Origin of the sequence: Brevibacterium sp. W7.2 (assembly GCF_018137945.1) — a bacterium.
GTDB classification, from domain to species: Bacteria; Actinomycetota; Actinomycetes; order Actinomycetales; family Brevibacteriaceae; genus Brevibacterium; species Brevibacterium sanguinis.
Genome location: NZ_CP073089.1, coordinates 359063 through 379915, shown reverse-complemented (window position 1 = coordinate 379915; position 20853 = coordinate 359063). Strand labels below are relative to the sequence as shown.

The following is a 20853-nucleotide window of genomic DNA, read 5'->3' as shown; positions in this document are numbered from 1 at the left end:
GCTCACGCCTCGATTCGGTCGAACTGCTGCTCCCATTTGAGAAGCGTCCGGATCGCCGGCATCATCTCATCGAGCATCGTCTGGTGGACCTCGTCGGTGCCGCCGATCGGGTCGACGACGTCATCGTTGCCCCCGTCGCCGGGAGCCGCGTGGCGGTACCGCTGGGCCAGCGCCGCGAGCGACTGCCACCGCTCCGTCGGCGACGAGCCGTCCTCGGGCGGCACGAGGGGCAGGATGCGGGCGAACTCGCGCAGCGTGAACGTGCGCTTGAGGGCCGCCGGGAGCATCTGCACGACGGCTGCGCGCTGCGCCCGCTCCATCGTGAGGACGAGGTCGGCGGTGCGGATGTGGCCGGGTTCGAGCCGCCGCGAGGCGAACCCGTCGAAGGTGAGCCCGTAGCGTCCGGCGATCTGGGCGATCTCCGGGGTCACCGTGTCGTCGGGGAGTCCCTGCGTCCCGGCGCTGGAGACCGCGAACTGCATGGGCGCCAGCTCATCGAGCCCGTCCTGGAGCACCCGTTCGGCGAGCGGGGACCGGCAGACGTTGCCGGTGCACACGACGAGGATGGCGAACGGTCCCAGGTCGACGTCCCATCCCCCGTTCATCGGCGGCCTCCGACGAGACCGGTGAGGCGGAAGAGCGAGCGGTACCCGAGGAGGTTGTAAGCGGAGCCGAGCATCCGCCGCCCCGGTCCGAGACCGTCCATCCGCACCGAGGGCACCTCGATCCGGTACTCCCTCGCCCGTGCCAGCCGCTGCTCCCTGGGCACGTCGCAGTCGGGGCGGTGGAGGTCGCGCACGCAGGAGAAGACGTTCTTCGCCCTGATGAAGTCGACGGCCGCGACGACTTCGGGCGATCCTGTGCTCTGCGCCCAGTCCGCGAGCCGCGTCCCGACGATCGTGAGATCCGCGAACTTGTCGGGGAGGTAGCGTCCGGTCGCCGAGGCGGTCCCGCCCCGCCGATAGAAGTGACCGCGGATCGGCACCGTGCGCACCACCTCGGCGCGGGAGATGCAGTCGAGGTTGAAGAGAAGGTCCTCACCCATCCGGATGCCCTCGAGGAAGCGGGTGCCCCCCGCGTCGATCAGGGTGCGCCGGTAGGCCTTGTCCCACACCGCGTTCGCGGTCTCGGCGGCGATCATCGTCGCGATCTCCCGGTGGTCGAGGACGACGTCGACCGCCTCGGCGAGCGCCGCCTGCAGCCGCCGGTCGCCATCGCCTCCGGAGTTGCCGATGGCACCCGGGTCGTCGGTGGAGGCGAAGCCGACGATGTCCGCGTCGTCCCCGCCGGCCCGGACGAGCGCCGTGAGGAGCAGCGGGTCGATGAGCAGGTCATCGGCGTCGAGGAAGAGGATCCACTCGCCGTGCGCGGCATCGAGGCCGCGGTTCCGGGCGGCGGAGACACCGCGATTCGGCTGGCGGAGGACGCGGACCCTGGTGTCCGCCGCGGCGAGGTCAGCGAGGAGCGCGGGCGTGGCATCGGTCGAGCCGTCGTCGACGACGATGAGTTCGAGGGCTCGGTGGCGCTGGGCGAGCACCGAGTCGAGCGTCGCCTGCAGGTGCGCCTCGCCGTTGCAGACGGGGACGATGACGGAGACGAGGACCTCGGTGCCGCTCATCGCTCTCCCCGACCGACCGCAGTGCTCGACGCAGGTCGGGACGCGCTGTCGACGAGCGTCTCGAGGAAGACCCTCACCGACTCTGCGGTCTCCGTCGAGTCGAGGCGGGAGCGGTCGTAGGCCAGGGGTGCCGTCATCCTCCCTGTCGACCAGTCCTCGGCGAGCGCGGTGACGAGGGCCGCACTGTCGCGATCGGCCACGAGCCGGGCCTCGGGGATGTCGCGCACGCCTTTGACGTCGAAGGCGTACGAGCGCCGCCCCACGGCGACGGCTTCGAGCATCACCCGCGGCAGTCCCTCCCACGCCGCCGTGTGGAGGAGACCGTGACTGCCGCTCAGGGCATCGACGACCGTGCCGAACCCATGGGCGGTGACGGCATCGGCGAGGTCGAGGCGGCGCACCCGGTCGGTGATCCGGGCTCGCAGCGGCCCGTCGCCGAGCATCCGCAGGCGGACGTCGACTCCCTCCGCCCGGAGACCGGCGACGACGTCGACGGCGAGATCGGGCCGTTTGCGGGGGCTGAACTCGCCGATCCAGACGAGTTCGAGCCGGTTCCCGGCCACCGGGAGCGCCGGTGCCGCAGCGTAGCGCTCGAGGTCGAGTCCGACCCCGGTCTCGAGACGGAGCAGCCGGTCGGCCTCCACGTGGGGCGCGAACCACGCATGGTCGTCGGAGTTGATGGTGATGATCCCGCTCGTGCGTCGCAGCAGCGAGCGCTCCACGGTCTGCCACATCCGGTCGGCCGGCCGGGTGCCGGTGTTCCAGTGCAGTCCGTGGCAGAAGTAGACGACGGGAACGTCGAGCGAGGCAGAGCGCACGAGCCCCGACGCCGTCGCGGAGTTCGTGACGACGACATCGATCCCGGCGTCCCGGACCCAGGACCGCAGCCCGGCCCGGGCCGCGACCATGCCCGGTCCCGGGCGTCGACCGAGGCCGGCGATGACGACGCCGTGACCGTCGGCGGTCGGGGTCCCGGCCGCGGTCGACACCGCGTGCCCCGCAGCCGTCCACGACGCGATGATCTCGGGGAAGAACGAATCGATCATGTGCCCGACGCTGGCGAGCAGGCCGATCCTCATGGCAGTCGTCCCATGCTCTCCCGCCGCGTCTGCCCTCCGGTGCGGGCCAGCCTCCGCGGGCGCAGGTGACGTCCTGCGGTGGCGTCGTCGCTCGTCGTCCAGGTCGGGCTCGCCGCCTCGGCGGTCTGCTCGCTGCCGCGACCGGACCAGGCGTCCTCGGTGCTGCCCGGCCAGGTCCGCGGCACATCGGACGGGGGCACGTCGGAGGGGATCTCGGGTCCCGGCCCCGCGGTCTGCTTCTGCGCCCGGCTCGAGTAGCACTGGTAGTAGCCGTTGGTCTCCGCCGAGGTGCGCGGCACCCGGTTGAGGACGACGTCGACGGGAACATCGAGGACGTCGAGGCTGCGCACCGCCTCCTGGAGGTCGTTCGTGCGCACCTGCCCGACGCTGGCGACGAGGAGGACCCGGCCGACCTGCTTCGACAGCACGAGGCTGTCGGCGACCGGCAGCAGCGGCGGACCGTCGAGGATGACGATGTCGAACTCCCCGGTCAGGCGCTTGATGAGTGTTCCCATCGCTCGCGAGTCGAGCAGTTCGGTGGGATTCGGCGGCATCATCCCGGCGGTGAGGACGTAGAGCTCGTCCTGCCCCCAGGGCTGCATGAGCTCGGAGAGGTCGGCGGACCCGACGAGGGCGGTCGTCAGTCCCACGGAGTTCTCGAGGCCGAGCTTCTCCGCGACCGTCGGCTGCCGGAGATCGACGTCGACGAGGGCGACCCGGCTGCCGGCCTGGGCGAGCGCGATCGCGAGATTGATGCTCGTCGTCGACTTGCCCTCCTGCGCTCCCGCCGAGGTGATGAGGACGGCGGAGTTCGTGTCGTCGACCTGGGCGAAGCCGAGGTTCGTCCGGAGCCGGCGGTAGGCCTCGCCGCGGACGTTGTCGAGCCCCATCTGGGTGAGCAGCGGCTGGTCGGTGATCTTCGGGTCCGTAGGGATCGAGGCGAGCACCGTCGCCGAGGTGATCGCCTCGACGTCCTCCTTCGTCCGCAGCCGGCTGTCGAGGTTCGAGCGCAGCAGGGCGATGCCGAGTCCGATCGCCAGACCGACGGGCAGTCCGAGGCCGATGCACATCCACAGCGGCAGACCGTCCGGGACCGTCGCCGGGACGGCGGGGTTGGCGACCTTGAGTTCGATCTGCCCGGTGTCGGCGCTGCCCGAGTTCTCCATCTCGCCGATGACCGTGACGAGGCTGCCGGCGATGGCGTCGGAGAGCTGCGCGGCCTCGTCGGGGGTGGCCGCCGTGGCTTCGACGGTGATGAGCACCGTGCGCGGGTCGCTGTACGAGTTGACCTGTCCGGCCAGCTCCTCCGGCGTCTCGTCGAGGTTGAGGCGGTCGATGACGGGTTCGAGCACGGGCCGGCTGCTCGCCATGTCGACGTAGGTCTGGATCCGCTCCTGCATGAAGCTCGAGGCCATCTGCAGCTGGTAGGGATCGCCCGAGGTCGACACCGAGGCGAAGAGCTCCGTGCGCGAGGAGTACGTCGTCGGCAGCAGCGCCCAGATCCCGAATCCTGCGGCGCCGCCGAGCACGGTGGCGATGACGAGGAGGGCGACGTTGCGCCGGATGAGGCGCAGATATTCTTTGAGTTTCATGGCTCGTTCCGCTCCGGTGGGCGAGTGCGGGCGATCGGCGCCGCCGCTCGTCGACGAGGTGTTCGTCCTGGTCCCAGGCTATGGGGGTGCCTGAGTGGTCTGATATGCCCCGTGCTCCGGGGTACGGGCGCCCGCATCACCGGTGCGGCCCTCCGCATCGGAACGCCGCGATGGCGGTGAGCACCCGGTCGAGCTGTGCGCTGCTCAGGGCTGACCCGCTCGGCAGCGTCAGCCCGGTCGCGAAGAGCGACTCGGACATCCGCCCGCCGTGCATCGTGCGCCCGCGGTGGACGGGCTGGAGGTGCATCGGCTTCCACAGCGGGCGCGTCTCGATGCTGTGCGCGGCCAGCCACTCGCCGAGCTCACCGGCGGTGAAGCCCGCCGTCTCGGGGTCGACGAGCACCGCGCTCAGCCACGCATTGTCCGCGTGGGGGTTCTCGCGACCGAAGAGCTCGACACCGGCCCAGTCCCCGAAGAGCTCGCAGTAGCGGGCCCGGTTCGCCCGGCGGGCCGCGATCATCGAGTCGAGGCGGAGAAGCTGAGCCCGGCCGAGCGCCGCGAGCAGATTGCTCAGACGGTAGTTGAAGCCGATGTCCGTGTGCTCGTAGTGGGCCACCGGTCGCCGGGCCTGTGTCGAGAGGTAGGCCGCGCGAGCGGCGAGGTCGGAGTCGTCGGTGAGCAGCACCCCACCGCCCGAGGTCGTCATGATCTTGTTGCCGTTGAAGGACACCGCTGCCGCGTGTCCCATGCTCGCGGTGGCCCGGCCGCCGCAGTGCGAGCCCAGGGATTCCGCGGCGTCGACGAGCACCGGCACCCCGAACTCGGCGGCGATCGGCAGGATCCGATCGTAGTCGGCGGGCCTCCCGAGCAGGTCGACGGGGACGACGGCAGCCGGCAGGCGTCCGGCCCGCGCTCCCGCACGCAGCGCCTCGTGGAGGAGCCCGGGATCCATGTTGCCGTCGGCAGTGCAGTCGACGAAGACGGGTTCGGCCCCGCAGTAGATGATCGCGTTCGCGGTCGCCGCGAAGGTCATCGTCGACGTCACCACGGTGTCACCGGCGCCGACGCCGAGACCGAGGAGACCGAGGTGGAGGGCGGCGGTTCCCGAGGCGAGACCGACGGCGTGCCGGACGCCGACCCGCGCGGCGAGTTCGGCTTCGAACGCGGTGAGGTCGGGGCCCGTCGGGGCGATCCATCCGGAGCGGAACGCGCGGATGAGGTACTCCTCCTCGAGCGCTCCGACGTCGGGAGTCGACACCGGGATCGGCTCGAGCTCGGTCGGTGTCGCCGAGGTGGTCGGCTGGGCGTTTGAGATCGTCATGACGCCATCCTCAGGTCGGGGTTCGGTGCAGTCTCGGGCCACAGTGCGCAGCAGAGGAGCTCCCCTCCGGCGGCGACCGCGGCCGGCTGGGGCAGGGCGGTCAGCGGCGGCGCCTCGGTGACCGGGCGGAAGCCGTACGAGAGGTAGAGATCCGCCGCCGCGCCGGCCGTGGCGACGGGGCAGAAGGCGAAGTCCGCATCGGTGCCGCGCGCCCGGTTGAGCAGCAGCCGCAGGACCTCGCGGGTGAGCACCTCGTGCTCGTCGGGGGCGAAGGCGGCATCGACCGGGTGCGGCAGGAACCGGATCAGCCGGGCCGATTCGCCGAGGCTGACCATCTCGCACAGCCCCACCCGCTGACCCGCACGGGTCCTCGCCATCCACTGCGTGAGGTCGCGGGTGCGGGCGATCTGCTCGAACTCGATGAGGTCGGAGCGCAGACTGCCGCCGTAGCTGAACGTCGTCGCCGCACCCGGGTGGCTGACCCCGGTGCGCCGGACGACCGTGCCCACGGTCCGGGCGAGGATGCGCAGATCGGTGCGCAGGCTCATGGTCTTCACGTACTCGAGGTCGAGGTCGAAGCGCTCGTCCCACGACAGCGCGTTGCGGCCGCTGACCTGGGCCAGTCCGCTCAGGCCGCCGCGCACTGCGTGACGACGGGACTGCTCGGGGGTGTAGAGCGCGAGGTAGTCGGTCGTCAGGGGACGCGGGCCGATGAGGCTCATGTCGCCGACGAGGACGTTCCACAGGCTCGGCAGCTCGTCGATGCTCGTCGCCCGCAGGAGGCGGCCGAAGGCGGTGAGCCGCGTGGCATCGCTCGTCCAGCCGCGCGCGGGGTCGAGCGGTCGCATGCTCCGGAACTTCCGCAGCCGGAAGATCCGCCCGCCCTGGGTCACCCGCTCCTGCGCGAAGATCACCGGAGCACCGTGGAAGGCGAGGACGAGGCCGGCGGTGAGCAGCAGGAGCGGGGCGCACACGAGCAGTCCGAGTCCTGCCCCGAGGCAGTCGAACGCACGTTTGATGCGGGAGTAGGGCATCTCAGGACCTCGCCGGCTCTGCCTGCCGGGCAGGTGTCGACTCCTCTGACAGTGCGGCCGGTGCCGACCCGCCGGTCGACGGCGACCCGCCGGCTGACGGCGCTGTCTCGGCGGCCTCCGGTGTCAGGAGTTCGGCGCCGCGGCGGTAGGCCGGGAAGAAGTCGCTGCTCTCGTCGAAGTCGAGACCGCGCGCGGCCAGCCGCTGCCGGTGCGCGGCGAGGAGTGCGTCGTAGGCCGGGGCGGAGATGATGCGCTCCCCGGTGAGGTAGTCGACTCGGCCGTGCGGGGCGAACCCCCGCTTGTACCGGTCGAGGCTGTCATCGGGTGCGGCGGTGACGCCGCCGCCGAGCACATAGCTGCGGCACCCCCGTGCCTTGAGCCAGGTCATCGACTCCATCTTCACGAGGTCGTTGGGGCGCGCGCGGAACGCGGCCGCCTCGGTGCCGCCGAGGAAGTAGTAGCTGGTGTCGGTGCCGAAGAGGAGGAGGTCGGCGGAGACCAGCCGCCCGTCGAGCTCGGCGTAGACATAGGCGAACTGGCCGGCGAGCGCCGCGTGGAGGCCTTCGAAGAACGGGCGTTCGAAGCGGTACCAGTCCGCGCTGTCGCGGCGCTGCATCGTCTCGGTGTAGATCCGGACGAAGTCGTCGACGAACTCCCCGTCGGTGTCGATGACGATGGTCACGCCCTCGCGCCGGGCGCGGCGGACGTTGCTGCGCACCTTCGGTGCGACCTCCCAGCCGAGCTCCTCGACGGAGACGCTGAGGTCCCGCACGTAGTTGTTCTGACGCTTGCGGGTCGCGCCCCGGTACGGCAGCAGCGTCTCCCCGAAGAGGGACAGGCGGGAGAACTCGCTGACCACGGAGTGCTCCAGCGCCCACGCATCGAAGCGGTGCCAGAACACCTCCGCAGTCGCCTCGACGTCGGTGAGCCCCCAGTGCATCGGTCCGCCGTAGCCGTAGGGGGAGACGATGTCCCGCCAGCCGTCGCTGCCGCTGATCTCGCGGAGGAAGAAGGGGTAGAGGACGTGTCCGCCGCCGTGGGACAGGGCGACCGCCATGAGTCGACCCTCGGCCGGACGCAGGAGGGAGCACACATCCGGGTGGGCGAAGGGCTGGCGTTCGTCCGACGCCGCCCACAGGGCGATCCACGCGTCGCGGTCGGCGGGCACCTCGGCGTCCCAGACCTGCCACTGTTCACTCATGCTGACACCTCTGATTTCACGTGCTTGCGCAGACGGGCGATGGTCAGTCCGGAGGCGGCTGCCGCCTCGGCGACGCGCTGCTGGCGCGCCGCCGCCGGCTCGGCCGGGGTGGTGTCGGCGTCGACGGTGTCAGGTCGCGCAGCCTCGGCGCGCACGACCTCGGCGGCCGCCTCGGTCACGGCCCTGGCCTCGGACGACGGAGACGGGACCGCCCGCTTCCGGGCGGGTGCCTCCGGGGTGCAGATCTGCGTGCAGAAGAGGTCGATGACCTCGCGGGAGGCCGACCGGCTCGGCAGCACCCGCGGATCGAGCTCCGGCGCCTCGACCCGGCTGATCTTCTCGTGGATGCGCATCACGGTGCCCTCATCGACGCCGAAGAGCTCCTCGTCGAGCTTCTCGCCCTCGCGCAGGCCCGTGTAGATGATCTCCATCTGCCGGTCCGACATCGCGACGAGGCTGCGCGCGATGTCGTCGATGCGCACGGGCTCTCCCATGTCGAGGACCATGACGTTGCCGTCCTGCCCGATCGCCGCGGCTTCGAGCACGAGCTGGCAGGCCTCGGGGATCGTCATGAAGAAGCGCCGGACCTCGGGATCGGTGACCGTGACCGGACCGCCGCGCCGGATCTGCTCCTGGAACGACAGCAGCACCGAACCGCGGGAGCCGAGGACGTTGCCGAACCTCACCGAGAGATAGGTGCCCGGCGAGCGCGAGGCGAAGCCGCTGACGAGCTGTTCGGCGATGCGCTTGCTGCGGCCCAGTTCGCTCGTCGGCGCCGCCGCCTTGTCGGTGGAGATGTTGACGAACGTGTCGACACCGGCAGCGGCTGCGGCCTCGAGGACGTTGAGCGTGCCGTGGACATTGGTCTTCCACGCCTCCTCGGGGAACCGTTGGAGCATCGGCAGGTGCTTGAGCGCTGCGGCGTGGAAGACGATCTGCGGTCGCGTGGCCGCGAAGATCCGCTCGAGCGCCTCGGGGTCGCGGATATCGGCGAGCACCGTGTTCGGCGAGGTCAGCAGGGCGGAGCCGAAGAGCGTGAGCTCGACGCCGTGGAGGGCTGACTCGTCCCGGTCGAGGAGGATGAGGGACTCCGGTCCGAGCGCTGAGAGCTGGCGGCACAGTTCGCTGCCGATCGACCCGCCGGCCCCGGTGACGAGGACGCGGCTGCCGGCGATGGTCGCGGCGATCTCCGTGAGATCGGTGTGGATGGGACTGCGGCCGATGAGGTCTTCGACCCTGAGGTCGCGGATGTCGGCGATCTCGACCCGGCGGTCGACGAGTTCGGCCAGCGGCGGGATCGTCCGCAGCCAGCGCCCGGTCATCTGCAGGCTGCTGCGGCAGGCCTGCAGGAACTGCGCGTCGGAGTCGGCGATCGCGACGATGACACCGGCGACGTTGAGCGCTTCGACCACCTCGGCGATGTCCTCGCTCGTGCCGCGCACGCGCACGCCCTGGATGCTCAGGTGCCGCTTGCGCGGATCGTCGTCGATGAGTCCGACGGGCAGGTAGGCGCCCGCCGGATCCGAGAGCATCTGGCGGATGAGGGAATCGGCGGCGTCTCCGGCACCGACGACGAGGACCCGCTCACCCTGTGTGGGCCGCGTCGTCATCTGGTGGATGTAGCGGATGACGTACCGGCTGCCCGACATGAGGATGAGGGCGGAGAAGACGAGGAGCAGGACGAACGGGGAGTCACCCGCGGTGACGAGCAGCAGGACCACGGTGACGGCGAGGCTGAGGAGGACGAGACCTCCGTACTCGGAGAAGCTGCCGTAGTGGTAGCGGCTGCGGTAGAGGCCGAGGCTGAGGCCCCCGAGCAGCTGGAGGGCGAGGGCGACGGCAAGCACGAGTCCGATCGTCCACCCGTCGATCCAGCCGAATCCGAGGACGAACCAGGTGAGGCCCGCGGCGAGGACCCACGCGGCGGCGTCGAGCACGATCTGGAGGCGCGCCCGGCGCTCCCAGACCGCCAGCGCCAGTCGTGACGACCGGCTGCCTGCGGTTCCTGGTTCGGCCTCCGGTTGTGCCGATGCTGTCATTGCGATCTCCAATGCTTCAGTGAGACCGGCAGCGCCGTTCTCGGTTCTGCAGACGCCCGGGCCGCCGAGGGGACGGCAGTGACCTGACCGCTGAGGGGGAACGGCAGGGCCGGGCGATTCGCGATTGCTTCCCAAGCTATTTCCGAAGCGGGGGTGTCAGACCCGTGTGCGCCGGTGATCTGCGGTCATCCGCGATCAGTGTGCGGACTGCCGCCACACCGGGCGCACCGGCAGACGAGGCTCAGACGACCGCGAGGCTCGGGTTGCCGGCCAGGCGGGAGATCAGCTCGGTGCGGGACCCGACGCCGAGCTTCCGGTAGGCGGCGGTGAGGCGCAGCTCGACGGTGCGCAGGGACACGAAGACCCGCCGGGCGATCTCCTTGTTCTTCAGCCCCGCCCGCACGAGTTCGACGACCTTGAGCTCCTCGTCGCTGAGCTCGCGCAGCTGCGGCAGCTCGGGCGCGGCGGTCTCGACCGGCGCGGGCGGTGCCGTGTGATGCCGGGCCAGGCCGTCGGCCCCGAGTTCGAGGAAGGTCGCCGAGGCGACGCTCAGCTGCTCCCGGGCGCGAGCCTGGGCGCCGATCCCGCTCAGCCGCCGGCTGAAGGCGAGCTGCGTGAGCGCCTTCTCGTAGAGCGAGTCCTCGGACCGGAACGCCCCCAGGGCGAGCGTGAAGAGCTCGAGGCTCTTCTCTCCGGTGGCGAGCAGCGCCTCGCAGCGACGCAGCGCATGTGCGGCCCAGCGCGAGGGGCAGCGGTCGACGCGGCGGCGCAGCTGCGCGACGAGCATCCCGGCGTGTTCGCGCCGTCCGATCTCGATGAGCGCCTCGATGAGGTCGGCTTCGTGGCGCCGCACGTTCGGGTTGAGCTCATGGGCGGAGAGCTCGTCGCAGCGCCGCAGATGGCGGACGGCCTCGGCCGGGTAGCCCAGACGCAGCAGGCAGCTGCCCTGGAGGGCGTTGAGTTCGGCGAGGAGGCGTCGGTTGTCCGTCGTCGTCGCGAGTGCCGCGAGCTCTGCCTCAACGGGTTCGGCGGCGCAGGCCTCACCGCGCATGAGCAGCTGCCAGCAGCGCAGCTGCAGGATCCGGTCGGGCCTGACCTGGCCCGCGCCGGCGGGCGCGTGGCCGATGTCGTCGATGAGCTCGCTGGCCGCCCGGAGGCTTCCGGCCCGCAGGGCGATCTCCGCCTGCAGCCCCAGCGCCCGCGTGCGCCAGATCGTCGCCCCGTCGACCTCCCCGCGCAGCAGGGCGAGCGCGGCCTGCGCGGACTCGTAGTGCTCGGTGAGCATGAGGCCCGTGGCGACCGCGAGGACGAAATGGGGCTCGCACTCCTCGATCTCACCGGTCCGCAGCGCGGTGAAGCACCGCAGCGCCGTCTCGTCGCGACCGCGGGCGGCCTCGAGCCTGATCGTCGCGGCGTCGAGCAGCTGGTCTTCGGCGTCGCCGAGGTGGTCGCCGGCGTCGCGGGCGGCGGTGAGCAGCTCCTCGGCCTCGGCGTACTCGCCGCGATCGCAGCGGCCGATGCTGAGGAGGAGCTGGAGCCGGGCGACGTCGGCCGGGGCATCGCGGAGCTCCTGCTTCGACCAGCTGTTGACGAGGTGGGGCGGAAGCGTCTGGCGGCGGGTGAACGTGATCTCGACGTCGAGGGTCCGCGCCCGCACGGCGAGCGAGGGCTGCCGGGACCGCGCCGCGAGGTGCCCGTAGCGGGAGGCGAAGACGAACTCGCCGCGGTCGTAGAGATCGCGGGCGACGGCGAGGAGGTCGGCGGCGAGGGCTTCGTCATCGGTGCTCACGCGGATCGCGCGTTCGACGAATTCGATGCCGTCGGCGGTCATCCCCTCGCGGATGAGGAGACGCGCGTCGGCGATGAGGGTCGGCGCCGAGTCCTCCGTCGGCCGCGAGAAGGACGCGTGCCAGTGAGCCAGCCGCGGATCGACGCCCGCGCAGTCCTCGGCGAGCCGGACGTGGCCGGCGATCCGCTCGGTCGCGCTCATCGTCTGGTGGGTCCACGCCCGCACCAGGCCGTTGGTCAGTCGCAGGTGCGCGTCGCGTCGCTCGACGAGGTCGCGCATCTCGAGGTCGTCGACGATCTCCCAGAAGCCGTCGACCCGTGCCGCGAGCGGGCCGCAGGGCGTCGACGGAGCCAGCGCCAGCAGCCTGAGCAGGCTCTGCGTGTCAGCGTCGGGGGTCCCGACGATGTCGCGCACGAGCGCGTCGGCCTGCGCGCCCGGGCGCGGCGGGATCGTCAGCGGGAGTTCGCCGAGGCGTTCACGGCGATTCATCGCATCGAGGATGTGGCGCAGCGCCAGGGGCAGCCCGGACGACGCCGCTGCGGCGACGTGGGCCGCCGCCTCGGAGAGTCCGCCGCCGCATTCCTCCTGGGCGAGCGCGACGAGTTCGCCGTGGTCGAGCTCGCGCAGCTCGACGGTGGGCAGAGGCGCCAGCGGACTGTCGGTGGGCAGGGCGTTGACGGAGATGACCATCCGGGTCCGCCCGGACTGCGATCGTCGCAGCCACTGTCCGAGGACGTCCTGGGAGGGGCGGTCCATCTTGTCGGCGCCGAGGATGACGATGAGGCCGTCGTCGGGCAGCTCGGCCGCCCGCAGTGCGCTCAGCACCGCATCGGGGACGGCGGCCGCGTCCTCGATGCTCGGGGCGCCGAGGGAGGCGAGCAGGACGTCGATGCCGGAATAGTCGGTGCCGGCCTCGGCGCGGTTGTAGTGCACGCGGAAGACCGGGCCCTCCCAGCGCGCTTCGAGGGCTCTGAGGAGTCCGGTCTTGCCGAGGCCGACGCGACCGACGACGGCCGCGGCCGTATGGCGATCGAGCAGGGTCTGGAGATGGTCGGGGTCTGGGGTGGGGATTGTGGGGATGTGCATGAGGTCCATCCTCGTGACCTGCGAGATCGGTCACTAGGTGGTCATTACGGGATGTTCTTCGGTCATTACTCGACTCGGGGCGCACGCGCACGGGCAGTCACTACTCGGTCATCGTGCGATGTCGATTGCGTGACCTTCGGCGACTACTCGAATCACGTGCCTGTCGTTCTCCGCTACTCGCTCGGCGCCGGTCGGCATGCGCGCTGAACTGGGATTTCACCGCGCCCGTCAGCGGCTCGTCGACGGCGGCCGCTCACGCGGGTGCGTCATTGCGCAGTCGTGTGATCGCCTCGGCGACCTCGGACCGGGAGGTGATGTCGAGCTTGCGGTACAGCCGGTAGGTGTGGCCTTCGACGGTGCGCACGGCGACTCCGAGCTCGTCGGCGATCTCGGCGTTCGTCAGGCCCGCGATGATGAGGCGGGAGATCTGCTGCTCGCGACTCGTCAGCTCGACGTCGTGCACGCGGTGGCGGTGGGGCGGCGGGCTCTCCGCCCAGGACTCGGCGAGGGTGAGGCAGCGGTCGACGAGCGCGGGCAGCTGCGGCGACAGCCGCTGAGCGAAGGCGACGAGCGCCTCGGCGTCCTCGGCGCACAGGGCGGCGCCGAGCTCGCCGAGGAGGCGCCCGTCGCGATCACCGCCGTCGAGGGACGCGGCCAGTCGGCACATCGCCTCGACGTCGTAGTCCCCGAAGTGGACGAAGATCTCGATCCGCGCGCAGGCGGCGGCCGCGAGCGCCCCGCGCTCCTCGACGGCCAGCAGCGCCGCATCGAGCTCCTCGCGATACCGCTGCCGGCCGGTGAGCTTGGCGCGGACGACGAGCCGGAGGATCTGCGCGCGACGGGACTCGACGTAGGCGGCACCCGGCGGCAGGTCGAGGTAGCGGGCGTCGAAGTCATCGGCGGCCTCGGCGTTGCCGACCATCATCGCGGCGTACTGGGCCTGGGCGAGGGCGAGCGCGGCGAACTCGTACTGCTGCCAGTACTCGATCGCCTCGGCGGCGGCGCAGGCCCGGCGGAACGCCCGGTCCCAGCGTCCCGCCTCGGCGTGGAGCCGGGTGACGATGAGGTCGCGCGCGCCGCTGCCCGCCGCCCGATACGCGAGGTCGGTGCTGCGGGGCACGGCGAGCACGGCGGCGGCAGCCTCCCGGTCCCCGCTCTGCAGGTGGGCCCACGAGCGCGCGAGGTCGAGGATGATCGTGCCCGAGCCGATGTTCTCCGAGACGCCCTCGATCCGGTCGAGGAGGTCGCCGACGACCTTCCCGTGGCCGCGTTCGAGCTCCTTGGCGGCGACGACCATGGTGATCGCCACCCGCAGGGTCTCGGGGATGCCCTCGGCGCCGAGCCAGGTGAGCACCGAGCCGTCGTCGCCGGGCAGACCCTCCCACGAGCTCTCGCTCACCCGCTCGAGGGTCGCGCGGGCGAGGTCGATGGCGTCGACGGCGTCGTCGAGGCGCCCCGCGGCGGCGGCCTCGGCCTGGATCCGGTCGAGGGCGGCGACGAAGTCGGCCCCCGACAGCGGCGGGGAGATCCGCTCGACATCCCGGAGCACCCAGACGACGAAGGCTTCGACGACGAGGAACGGGTCGTCGGTCTTCCGGATCGCCTGGGCGAGGACGTCGCAGCCGACGGGGATGAGGTTGACGTCGCAGTAGAGGGTGCCGAGGTCGAAGAGCGCGGGGGCGTCCATGACCTCGGAGGGCACCTCGGCGAGGATCCGCAGCGCCCGCTGCCACTCCCCCATGCCGGCGGCGACGCGGGCGGCCTCGACGGAATCTGCGACCGAGACCTTCGCCCCGCAGCTGAGCGCCCAGTCCGCCCGCAGCATCCGCGCGCGCTTCGACGGGGTGCCGGGGTGGGATTCGACGAGGGCGAACATCTGCCGGCTGCGTCCCACGGGGACCGTGTTCCGCACGGTCTCCGTCGAGTAGCTCTCGATGCACGTGTAGATCGGTCGGCCGCGACCGCCGAGGTCGAGGACACCGGCGGCGACGAGCGAGTCGGCGGCTTCCCCGAGTCCCGCGGCGAGCATGAGCTCGACCTCGACCTCACCGGCGAGGACGACGAGTTCGAGCGCTTCGCGCTGCTCGTCGGTGTACCGGGAGAGATCGCTGCTGACGAGGTCGCGGGCCCGCTGATCGTAGTCGATGTCGAGGCCGTCGAGCAGCCACACACCGCGCTGGAGGACCAGACGGCGGCGCCGGCGGGCGTAGCGGAGCAGTTCGATGATGAGGCCCGGGACTCCCGAGGACTGGAAGGCGGCGACGTCGAGGGCGCCGTGGGAGACGATCCCGCCGAGGTGGTGCTCGAGCATCGCGGAGACATCGTCGAGGGTGAGCGGTTCGAGGAGGATGTGGTGGACGACCCCGTCGGCGACGAGTTCGCCGAACGACCCGGTCCGGCCGTCGACGGTCGGGGTCATCGTCGCGACGACCTTGATCTCCCCGTCGCTGGCGAGCTGCCACAGTGCCGAGAGGCTGCTCTCATCGAGGCAGTGGGCGTCGTCGGCGAAGACGACGGGAGTGCCGGGACCCTCCGTCAGCGCTGCGACGACGCGGGCGAGGACCGTCTCGGGTTCGCCGTCGAGGTCGACGAGGAGCCCGAAGGCCCCGAACGGCACCGCCTCGAGCACCCGGTCCCCGCGGATCCAGGTCTCGTGCCCGCCGCGGTCGGCGTGCACCCGCGCCGCGATCCGGGACTTGCCCATTCCGTGCTCGCCCTCGATGACGACCCCGGAGACCTCAGTGCCGCGCAGGGCGGCGTCGATCTCGGCGAGTGCGCGATCACGGCCGAAGATCGCAGTGTCGACGACGTCGCTCACGGATCATCCCCCCACGCGGCGACGACGTCGCGCAGTTCACGGCGGTTGGCCACCTGCAGTCGGCGGTAGATGCGGGTGAGGTGCCATTCGATCGTCCGGGCGGAGAGATGGTGGAGCTCGCCGAGGTCGTGGCTGCTGCGTCCGCCCATGACGCCGTCGACGAGCTTGCGCTCGAACTCGGTGAGCACGGCGTGGAGCTTGGGGCCCGGAGTGGAGAAGCGCACGGTGCGGGTGCTGTTGCCGATGAGGATGCGCGCCTCCCGCGCCGCCGTGCGGTCGCCGTCCTCGACGGCCCGCTTCTGGGCGCGCTTGGCCAGTTCGGCGCACGCGACGACGGCGCCGAACTCAAGGGCGAGGCGGGCGGCGTCGAGCAGGGCGGAGGGATCGCTGCCGCCGATCCCCTCGGCCGTCGCCCGGGCGAGGTCGCCGATGCCGCCGTCGATGCGGTCGGCCACCTCGGCGAGCGCATGGGCGGCCGTCTCATGGCCGAGCCGGGCGGCCTCCATGAGCGCCCCGGCGGCCATCGTCGTCGCCCCGATCTCCGCGGCCTCGACCCCGAGGGCGTGCAGGCGGGCCGCGGCGGGGTCGGGGCGGGTGACGGCGAGGGCCTGAAGGTCGAAGAGCCGTGCCTCGAACTCCGACCACCACGAGTACTGGTCGGGACGGGTCTCGACCGAGGTCGACTCGAGGAGGGCGTCGGGGTTCGACAGGCGACCGAGCTGGGCGTCGACGTAGCGCTTCGCGGCGTGGCCGACCCGCGTGATGTCGATGAGGTCGGTCTCCTGGAAATGGCTGAGCAGCGTGTGCAGGGTCGACTGCGCGCGGGCGGGATGGCCGGTGCGCGCGTCGACGAGGGCGCCGGCGAAGTCGATCATCCGGTCCCCGGTCCGCGCCTGCCGCACCGAGCGGCGGGCACCGGCCCAATCCCCGGCGAGGTACCGCGCGACGAAGATCTGCGGGGCGGCGTCCTCGACCTCGTAGCTCGTCAGCCCGGCGAGGCCGAACATCAGCTCGGCCTGGTCGATGTAGCGCAGGCCGAGGTCGACCTGTCCCCGCGTGACCTGCCCGATGCCGATGATCGCGCAGGCCCGCAGGCGGTGTCGGGTCAGGCACGCGTGATCGCGGTAGACCGCCTCGGCGAGCCGCATCCCCTCCTCGAAGCGGCCGCCCCGCTGTTCGTACCGGGCCCGGGTGACGTCGAGGCGGCCGGTGTCGGCGGGACTCGTCAGCCTCTCCCTGGCCCACTGCACGACGAGGTCCTCCGGCGTCCGGGGATCGGTCAGTCGGATGTCCATGCAGGCCAGGCGCGACAGGTAGCTCGCGTCATCGGCGTCGGAGCCGGTGACGTCCTCCCCCCGCGTGCTCGCTCCGTCGGGACTGCCGTCGGCGAGCCGGGCGACGAGGCGGTCGAAGGTCCGACGCCCCTCGTCGACGTTGCCGCGCTCCTTGTCGGCGCGGACGAGTTCGAGGAGGATGCGGCTCGTCTGCCACCGGGAGGCGGTGATGAGCTCGGCGGCGTCGGAGTACCGGCCCTCCGTGTTCGCGGCACCGACCGCGGTGAAGACCGTGTCCTCGGCCTGGCCGAAGCCGAGGGAGAGCCCCCAGCGCAGGTAGCCGAAGAGCGCGCGGCCGGTCAGGGCGGCGACGTCGACGACGGACTCGTAGACCTTGTAGAGGCTGAGGCTGCGGGCGGGCATGACATGGGCTTTGAGCGTCTCGGCGATGACGCGCTCCGACAGGCGCACCCCGGACCCGCGTCCGCGGTCCATCGTCACGAGTCCCTTGTCGGCGAGATCGTCGAGCTCATCGGCCGAGCAGAGTTCGGCGAGGGCTTCGTAGGGGGCCGCGTCGACCATCGCGATGATCTCGAGGATCGGCCGCAGCTCGGTCGGGATGTTCCACAGGATGCGCTCGTGCGCCCGTGTCTGGTCGAGGCCGAAGACGAGCTGGTTGACCAGCCGCGGATTGCCGCCGGTGTCCCGCAGCACCTCGGTGGTCGACCGGTCGATCGCCCCGGGCGATTCGAGGAGGGCGGCGATCGCCCCCTCGTCGAGGCCGTCGAGGTCGATGCGCACCATCGACCCGCCCAGCCACAGTGTCGCGATGAGATCGACGGGCGGGCGGATCGACTCGGCACCGACGACGAGGCGGATGCGGTGGGCGTCGGCGAGCTGGCAGAGCACGGAGATCGACTCGACGTCGACGAGGTTGGCGTTGTCGAGCTGGACGATCGGCACCCCGGGGCTGCGGCCGACGACGCGGGCGACGACCGAGAGCGCGGCACCCGGTCCGATGTCCCGATTGACGCCCTCCTGCGACAGGAGGATCTCGAGGATGCCGAGCGCGCGGTCGCGCAGCAGCTCGGATCCGCGCAGGCGGAAGATCGCGGCGTCCCGGTCGAGCTGGTCGAGAGCGCGATTCATCACGGTCGTCCGTCCGCTGCCGGCGGGTCCGATGATGAGGCACCCGCTGCGGTCGGGATCGGCCAGGGTCTGGCGAAGTGCGGAGACTTCGTCGGCGTACCCGAATGCACGGCCCTGGGGTGAGGGGACGGTTACCGACATTCGCGCTTCTTTCGATGTCACCGATCCGCTGGTCCGACGAGTTCTCGCTCGCCCGACGCAGCTCTCGGCCGGGTACCTCGCGATCGACTCGGCATCGGCGGCATGGGTGGCCGTGATTCCAGGTCAGGTGTCTGCGGTGGGGTGGACCGTCGACGACCGCGAAGCTGGGGATGTGGGGACACAATAACCGCATATGCCATGGCACGCAATGAGCTTCCCGCATCCCGGGCATCGGGGCGGGCCGCTCCACTTGTGAGTGACCTCACGCGACCGTACTATGGGAGCTAACTTACTGAACGATCTATCAGGAGCTTTCATGGACACCCTTCTGAGCGCAGAAGAGCGCGAATTCGCGCAGCAGATGCGTCAGTTCTACCGCACGGAGATCCCCGAAGAGCTGCGCTTCAAGGTCGCCACCGGGCAGGAGCTGACCAAGGACGACATGGTCACCTCGCAGCGCATCCTCAATGCGAACGGCTATGCGGTGCCCCACTGGCCCGTCGAGTGGGGCGGCCAGGACTGGACCCCCGTGCAGCGCCACATCTGGCTCGAGGAGATGCAGCTGGCGAGCGTGCCCGCGCCCCTGCCGTTCAACGTCTCGATGGTCGGTCCGGTCATCGCGACCTTCGGGTCGCAGGAGGTCAAGGAGCGGTTCCTCCCCGCCACGGCGAACCTCGACATCTGGTGGTCGCAGGGCTTCTCCGAGCCCAACGCCGGGTCCGACCTCGCCTCCCTGACCACCTCGGCGGTGAAGTCGGGTGACAAGTACATCGTCAACGGTCAGAAGACGTGGACGACCCTGGGCCAGTACGGTGACTGGATCTTCATGCTCGTGCGCACCGACCCCGACGTCAAGAAGCAGGCGGGCATCTCGTTCCTCCTCATCGACATGAAGTCCCCCGGCGTGACCGTGCGCCCGATCCAGCTCATCGACGGCGGCCACGAGGTCAATGAGGTCTTCTTCGACAACGTCGAGGTGCCCGTGGAGAACCTCGTCGGCGAGGAGAACAAGGGCTGGACGTACGCGAAGTTCCTCCTCGGCAACGAGCGCACCGGCATCGCGCGCATCGGCGCCTCGAAGGTCAACCTCGCCCGTGCCAAGACCTACGCCGCGGTGACGAAGACGGCGACCGGCACGCTGCTCGACGATCCCCTGTTCTCGGCGCGCCTGACGAGGCTGGAGGCCGAGCTCACGGCACTGGAGATGACGCAGCTGCGCATCCTGTCGACGCAGGCCGCCGGATCCGAGAAGCCGGATCCGCGCTCCTCGGTCCTCAAGCTCAAGGGCTCGCAGCTCCAGGAGGACATCAGTGAGATCCTCGTCGACGTGCTCGGTCCGCAGGGGCTCGACTTCGTCACCGACCGCGTCCAGGGCGACGGTCTGACCGACCTGCCGCTCGGCGCCGTCGACGCGCTGCCCGCCTACTTCAACACCCGCAAGGTCACCATCTACGGCGGTTCGTCCGAGGTGCAGCGGGGAATCATCTCGAAGGCCCTGCTCGGTCTCTGACTCGGTCACTGAAAGGTACGAACACAGATGGATCTTGAACTCAACGACATTCAGCAGGAACTCGCCAGCACGCTGGGGAAGTATCTGCGCACCGAGTACGACACGGCCGCCCGCGAAGCCATCCTTGCCAGCGACGAGGGCATCTCGCGTGAGAAGTGGCAGCAGTTCGCGGAGATGGGCCTGACCGGTCTGACGATCCCCGAATCCTACGGCGGAGCGGAGATGACCTTCGCCGAGGTGGCTGTCGTCCTCGAGGCGTTCGGCCGGGCGCTCGTGCTCGAGCCCTTCGTCGCCACTGCCGTCCTCGGCGCGAACGCCGTGCTGCTCGCCGGCAGCGAGGAGCAGAAGCAGGCGATCCTGCCCGGCGTCGCCGAAGGGCAGACCTTCCTCGCCGTCGCGGCCCTCGAACCGGGACAGCGCTACGCTCTGGCGCAGCCGACGACGACGGCGACAGCGGCCGGTGACGGCGTCACCCTCTCGGGTGAGAAGAACGGCGTGCTCGGCGGCGACGTCGCCGACCACTTCATCGTCACCGCCGTCGAGAACGGGGAGCTCGGGCTCTTCCTCGTCGCCGCCGACGCCGCGGGGCTCACGCGGGTCGCCCACCGCCAGGCCGATGGCCTCGGCAGTGCGAGCGTGCGCTTCGCCGACACTCCGACGCAGCGCCTCAACGCGGCCGATGCCCGTGCCGTGCTCGACGAGGTCTTCGACCTCGGCAACGCCGCGATCATGGCTGAGGCCGTCGGCGCGATGGAGGCCTCGCTGACCATGACGGCCGAATACCTCAAGACGCGCGAGCAGTTCGGGGCGCCGATCGGCGCGAACCAGGCCCTCCAGCACCGGGCCGCCGACCTCTACGCGGATCTCGAGTACGCCCGCAGCATGGCGCTCTTCGCCCGCCTCGCGGTCACCGCCGAGGGCGAGGGCGCGGAGAAGGATCGGCACCGCGACGTCATCGCGGCGAAGATCGTCATCGATTCGACCTCGCGGCACGTCGCGCAGGAGTCGATCCAGATGCACGGCGGCATCGGCATGACGATGGAGTACCCGATCGGGCACTACGCGAAGCGCCTCACGGTGATCTCGCGGACGTTCGACGACGCGGATTCGCTCACCGCCGAGCTCGCACAGATCGGCGGGCTCATCGAACCCCACGCCGCAGACCTGGCCTGAATGGGCGAGGCTGGGCGGGCGGGCGAGCC

Annotated in this window: 13 protein-coding genes; 2 read left to right on the top strand and 11 right to left on the bottom strand. The window is 71.0% G+C overall.

Going from position 1 to position 20853, the window contains the following annotated elements; genetic code table 11:
• Positions 1-2: 2 nt before the first annotated feature.
• From J9315_RS01670 to J9315_RS01620, 11 genes are all read right to left on the bottom strand, one after another.
• Positions 3-605, bottom strand: a complete 603-nt coding sequence (locus J9315_RS01670) for a low molecular weight phosphatase family protein (RefSeq protein ID WP_211978687.1) — start codon at positions 603-605, stop codon at positions 3-5.
• Positions 602-1618, bottom strand: coding sequence for a glycosyltransferase family A protein (locus tag J9315_RS01665; RefSeq protein ID WP_211978686.1), 1017 nt, complete (start codon positions 1616-1618; stop codon positions 602-604). Before J9315_RS01665 ends, J9315_RS01670 begins: the two co-directional genes overlap by 4 nt.
• Positions 1615-2697, bottom strand: coding sequence for a glycosyltransferase (locus tag J9315_RS01660; RefSeq protein ID WP_211978685.1), 1083 nt, complete (start codon positions 2695-2697; stop codon positions 1615-1617). The genes J9315_RS01665 and J9315_RS01660 overlap by 4 nt, the downstream gene beginning before the upstream one ends.
• On the bottom strand, positions 2694-4289 hold the full coding sequence (locus J9315_RS01655) for a polysaccharide biosynthesis tyrosine autokinase (protein ID WP_211978684.1): 1596 nt from the start codon (positions 4287-4289) through the stop codon (positions 2694-2696). Before J9315_RS01655 ends, J9315_RS01660 begins: the two co-directional genes overlap by 4 nt.
• Positions 4290-4425: 136 nt before the next feature.
• The gene (locus tag J9315_RS01650; RefSeq protein ID WP_211978683.1) at positions 4426-5610 is read right to left on the bottom strand and encodes an aminotransferase class I/II-fold pyridoxal phosphate-dependent enzyme; all 1185 of its coding nucleotides are present in this window, start codon (positions 5608-5610) and stop codon (positions 4426-4428) included.
• Entirely contained in the window at positions 5607-6644 is a 1038-nt protein-coding gene (locus J9315_RS01645) for a sugar transferase (RefSeq protein ID WP_198499846.1), read from the bottom strand. Before J9315_RS01645 ends, J9315_RS01650 begins: the two co-directional genes overlap by 4 nt.
• A gap of 1 nt (position 6645) precedes the next feature.
• On the bottom strand, positions 6646-7845 hold the full coding sequence (locus J9315_RS01640) for a GNAT family N-acetyltransferase (protein ID WP_211978682.1): 1200 nt from the start codon (positions 7843-7845) through the stop codon (positions 6646-6648).
• The gene (locus tag J9315_RS01635) at positions 7842-9884 is read right to left on the bottom strand and encodes a nucleoside-diphosphate sugar epimerase/dehydratase (RefSeq protein ID WP_211978681.1); all 2043 of its coding nucleotides are present in this window, start codon (positions 9882-9884) and stop codon (positions 7842-7844) included. Before J9315_RS01635 ends, J9315_RS01640 begins: the two co-directional genes overlap by 4 nt.
• A 241-nt stretch (positions 9885-10125) precedes the next feature.
• Positions 10126-12759: a LuxR family transcriptional regulator gene (locus J9315_RS01630; protein WP_211978680.1), complete on the bottom strand. Its 2634-nt coding sequence runs from the start codon at positions 12757-12759 to the stop codon at positions 10126-10128.
• Between the two features lie 253 nt (positions 12760-13012).
• Positions 13013-15577, bottom strand: coding sequence for a LuxR C-terminal-related transcriptional regulator (locus J9315_RS01625; RefSeq protein ID WP_211978679.1), 2565 nt, complete (start codon positions 15575-15577; stop codon positions 13013-13015).
• Positions 15574-18141: a LuxR C-terminal-related transcriptional regulator gene (locus J9315_RS01620; RefSeq protein ID WP_211978678.1), complete on the bottom strand. Its 2568-nt coding sequence runs from the start codon at positions 18139-18141 to the stop codon at positions 15574-15576. Before J9315_RS01620 ends, J9315_RS01625 begins: the two co-directional genes overlap by 4 nt.
• Before the next feature lie 316 nt (positions 18142-18457).
• Here J9315_RS01620 and J9315_RS01615 point away from each other — a divergent pair, with 316 nt between their 5' ends.
• Positions 18458-19651 (top strand): acyl-CoA dehydrogenase family protein, encoded by a 1194-nt coding sequence (locus J9315_RS01615; RefSeq protein ID WP_211978677.1) that lies wholly within the window; start codon positions 18458-18460, stop codon positions 19649-19651.
• Between the two features lie 27 nt (positions 19652-19678).
• The gene (locus J9315_RS01610; protein ID WP_211978676.1) at positions 19679-20824 is read left to right on the top strand and encodes an acyl-CoA dehydrogenase family protein; all 1146 of its coding nucleotides are present in this window, start codon (positions 19679-19681) and stop codon (positions 20822-20824) included.
• Positions 20825-20853: the final 29 nt, after the last annotated feature.